The following is a 3,677-nucleotide window of genomic DNA, read 5'->3' as shown; positions in this document are numbered from 1 at the left end:
TTTGTTTATGGGTTTTATTGCTGCTCATGGCTGCAAGTATGTCGATGGTCGGCTCCATCGTCAACTGAAGAGATTCTTTGCCTTGCTTTTTAAATTTTGGCTGCGGACATGGAACAGGGGTAAAATCAGAGACTGCAGCACAAAAAACACCTATATGGCAGTCCAGCCATGTATCCTTACATTTCAAATACATTTCAGATGCTGAGGTGACTGGCAACAAGTGGAACTTATCCAGGTTGTGTAATGGAAGCATGGGCCCGTGTATGAAGAATACCTCTGCCCCCCTGAGCCAGAATGAAAGAGCTAAAGCCAGTCCCATTCTGCCACTGGACGGGTTGCTCCAGAAGCGGACCAGATCAAAATATTCATGGGTAGGCCCGGCTGTGATCAAAACCCTTGTGGAATTGTAATCCTGTGGCGCAAGGGCTTTGAGGGTGTTGTAATAAAGTTTTACTATATCGGGGAATCTGCCCCTGCCCTGCTCACCGCAGGCTACTTCACCGATGTCAGGCTCGATGAAACTGTGACCGTAACTCTGTAAAAGCTGAACATTACGCCTGACTGCTGGATTATTCCACATGTGTGGATTCATGGCCGGCGCAAATAATATTCTGCCGGGATAGGACAGGAGCTGAGTTGACAACAGATCATCGGCTGACCCTGCAGCCGCCCTGGCCAGTATTCCTGCAGTGGCGGGAGCTACCAGAAAAAGGTCTGTATGTCCATGTACACTTAGGTGGGCATACGGCTGTTCTACCGGATCATATCTGTCCTGAGAATATAATGGTTCTATCCCGAGTGCACTGAAAGTCAATGGTCCTACAAATTCTTTGCATGATCTGGTTAATGTAGCACTGATACCTATAGATGATTTCTGAAGCAGTCTTATCAAATCCAGCGACTTGAATACGGCTATGCTTCCAGTAAGTCCTATATGGATCCGGCTGGAAACGAACTGGTCAAATATCATGTAGGGCTGGGGTAACATTGAAAAAATGTCCTTGTCTGACGCGGGCACTGACCGCGACCCAGGATAAAGAGTTGCGTATCTGTTCAGCGCTTTGCTTGCGCCAGGGGGACCTGCTCTACCGGGACAACTCGCACAAGAAGGTGCGGAACAGAGGTCTGAAGCCGGCTGACAGTGTACCGTGCTATAAGGCGTGGCAGGCGGTAATATCCTGGTGTCGGCCGGCCATCAATGACATTTTACTGTCCGTGTTTCGACTTTTGGCGGTTGTATCGTTAGAAAGCTGCGAACAGATTCCGTTGTTGAATTAAAGTTTGGGTGAAATCCAGATCTGAAGTTCGGTCCGCAAACGTCCTTCAATTATCCTGATTATACAGAGACGGTTGTCTTTGGCGAAAGTTAGGATCTGGGTGCCATATTTTATATAGCTGAGCAATTCCCAGTTTTCGTTGGGCATGCTGATATGAAAGTAATCAAATAATGAGTCGCTGTCGACTCTGCCTGAATATGTAAGCATTCCTGCCTTGAGACCTTTAGATTCAAACAGAATGGATTCGTCACGGTTGATTTTCATTTCCCTGGGTATGGGTATATCCTGAAAATCATAATAACTATGGGCTGATGCCTGCTTTTCTGTAACCTCATTGTTGTCGTATTCAGGCTCAAATTCCTGTTGAGTTAGGTCTTTGCCCGCGGTACATCCGGCAAGAAAAAAAATAAGAAGTGATACTATGAATAATTTCTTCATAAAAATACTCCTCTGATTCACCTTAATATTGTGGTTTGCTTAAAAGATCCTGTTCAAACGCGTATTCTTCCTGGATTTTGACCAGTTCATCAAAACGGATATCTGCACCCAGTATAGCCAGAATAATATCATCCTGGCTGAATACAGGTACTGAGGCCGTCAAACACAGCTTGCCGGTGAAATGAGATTTATAGAAGTCTGTTATGTGCAGTTTACCGGTTTTAATCGGCTTTACAAACCACTCCCTGTCAGAGAAATTATATCCCGGCTTAATCTGCTCGTATTTGGACAGGTCACCTATGTCGCTGACGTTCCAGGTTATCAGGCAACCATTGACATCAGTAATGTACATGTATTGAATAAAAGGATATTCTTTGAGAAAATCCCGCATCAGGGAATCAACCCTGTCAAGTTCAAGGTTGACTATGTCAGGGTGTGCAGCCAGATCCTGAATAATTTTCTGAAGTACTCTGTGTGCAAGCTTTTTCAGGTCGTCAAAGGATGATGAAAACATTTCCGGGAGATAGCGACGGGCTAGTTTGTTCATCTCCTCATGTGAGTAATTTGTTGTGCGGCCCTGGTTGTATGATTTACGGATTTTTTCGTATATTTTCCCGACTGCCGGGTGTCGTTTATCGATTTTCTGATCTTCAGAGAGGTTCAGATAATGGTTGATCCAGTATGCGACACCGGCCTTACCGGTTTTGTCGGAAATAATGATGGGGACTGAGCGGTGCAGTATCTGCCTGGTATCGAAAATATTGTAAATCTCTTCGTTCTTCATGAGCCCGTCAACATGTATGCCCGCACTGGTGGCGTTGAAGTCTCTTCCAACGAAGGGATAGTTGGATGGAATATCAACTCCTAGACTGTTTTGAAAGTATCTGGCCAGCTCGGTAATCACAGGAGTATAAGCGGCGTCGTCGTCACCTGTCAGGGAGATGTACTCAATGATAAGGGCTTCCAGGGGAGCATTGCCGGTGCGCTCACCTATTCCAAACAAGGTAGCGTTAACTGATGAGCAGCCATACAGCCAGGCTGTTGATGCATTGATAAATGCCTTGTGAAAGTCGTTGTGCCCATGCCATTCCAGGTTTTCCGGCGGCACCTTGGCCTCGTGTGTGAATGCCCTTACGATTTTGGCGACACTTCTGGGCAATGCTGAGCCAGGATACGGCACTCCATAGCCCATTGTGTCGCAAAGCCTGATTTTGATGGGCAGTCCCTTCTGCCGGGAAAGATCCATAAGCTTCTGGGCATAGGGAATACAAAAGCCGTAAATGTCGGCTCTGGTAATATCTTCAAAATGACATCTGGGTATTATATCCCAATCCAGGGCGGCCTCAACCAGATCCAGGTAGTCATCCATCGCCTGTTGACGGGTTTTGCCCAGTTTTAAAAAGATATGATAATCTGATACAGATGTCAGCATCCCGGTCTCCTTGAGGCCCATATCCCTTACCAGCTTCAAATCTTCCTTATTGGCTCTGATCCAGCCAGTGATTTCGGGGTACCTGTGTCCTTTATCCATACAGGCTTCTACGGCCTTTTTATCCTTGTCCGAGTATAAAAAGAATTCACTTTGCCGGATCAGTCCGGAATGTCCTCCAAGTCTATGCATATATTCATAAATATCAGCTATCTGTTTGACTGAAAAAGGAGGCCTTGCCTGCTGACCATCCCTGAAAGTTGTGTCTGTTATGAAAATTTTTTCAGGTGGCCGGGGCAAAATAAAGGAATCATCAAATGCAATACGGCAAACCCGGTTATAAGGGTACAAATCTCTTAAAAGATGGGGACTCTGCACGTCCTGCAGGTCATAGCGCTGCTTTGCCGTGTCCTTATGGTAAAGAAAATCAAACATATATCCTCCTTTGGCGGTCTGTGCCCGCAACCCACGTGAGAGAAAGGTAAATTATTAAGATTTGTTGTTAATAACACTACAGCGAAACTTCTAAAATT

At 45.7% G+C, this 3,677-nt stretch carries 3 protein-coding genes; all 3 read right to left on the bottom strand.

The genetic code is table 11. From position 1 onward, the window contains the following. Positions 1–988: bifunctional phosphopantothenoylcysteine decarboxylase/phosphopantothenate--cysteine ligase CoaBC (gene coaBC, locus QZP87_RS13375; RefSeq protein WP_291323421.1), on the bottom strand; the 988-nt coding region annotated here is incomplete at its 3' end. A gap of 286 nt (positions 989–1,274) precedes the next feature. Next, a complete protein-coding gene (locus tag QZP87_RS13370) occupies positions 1,275–1,715 on the bottom strand; it encodes a hypothetical protein (protein ID WP_291323420.1) in 441 nt (146 codons plus the stop codon). Between the two features lie 22 nt (positions 1,716–1,737). After that, positions 1,738–3,579, bottom strand: a complete 1,842-nt coding sequence (locus tag QZP87_RS13365; RefSeq protein ID WP_291323419.1) for a histone-lysine N-methyltransferase — start codon at positions 3,577–3,579, stop codon at positions 1,738–1,740. Positions 3,580–3,677 lie beyond the last annotated feature (98 nt).

Origin of the sequence: Desulfonatronospira sp. (assembly GCA_003563255.1) — a bacterium.
Taxonomy (GTDB): Bacteria; Desulfobacterota; Desulfovibrionia; order Desulfovibrionales; family Desulfonatronovibrionaceae; genus Desulfonatronospira.
This window is presented reverse-complemented; position numbering and strand designations above follow the sequence as displayed.

Bases quoted from the DNA above. Each gene is read 5' to 3' on its own strand.
- QZP87_RS13370 (WP_291323420.1), bottom strand. From the start codon at position 1,715: ATGAAGAAATTATTCATAGTATCACTTCTTATTTTTTTTCTTGCCGGA.
- QZP87_RS13365 (WP_291323419.1), bottom strand. From the start codon at position 3,579: ATGTTTGATTTTCTTTACCATAAGGACACGGCAAAGCAGCGCTATGAC.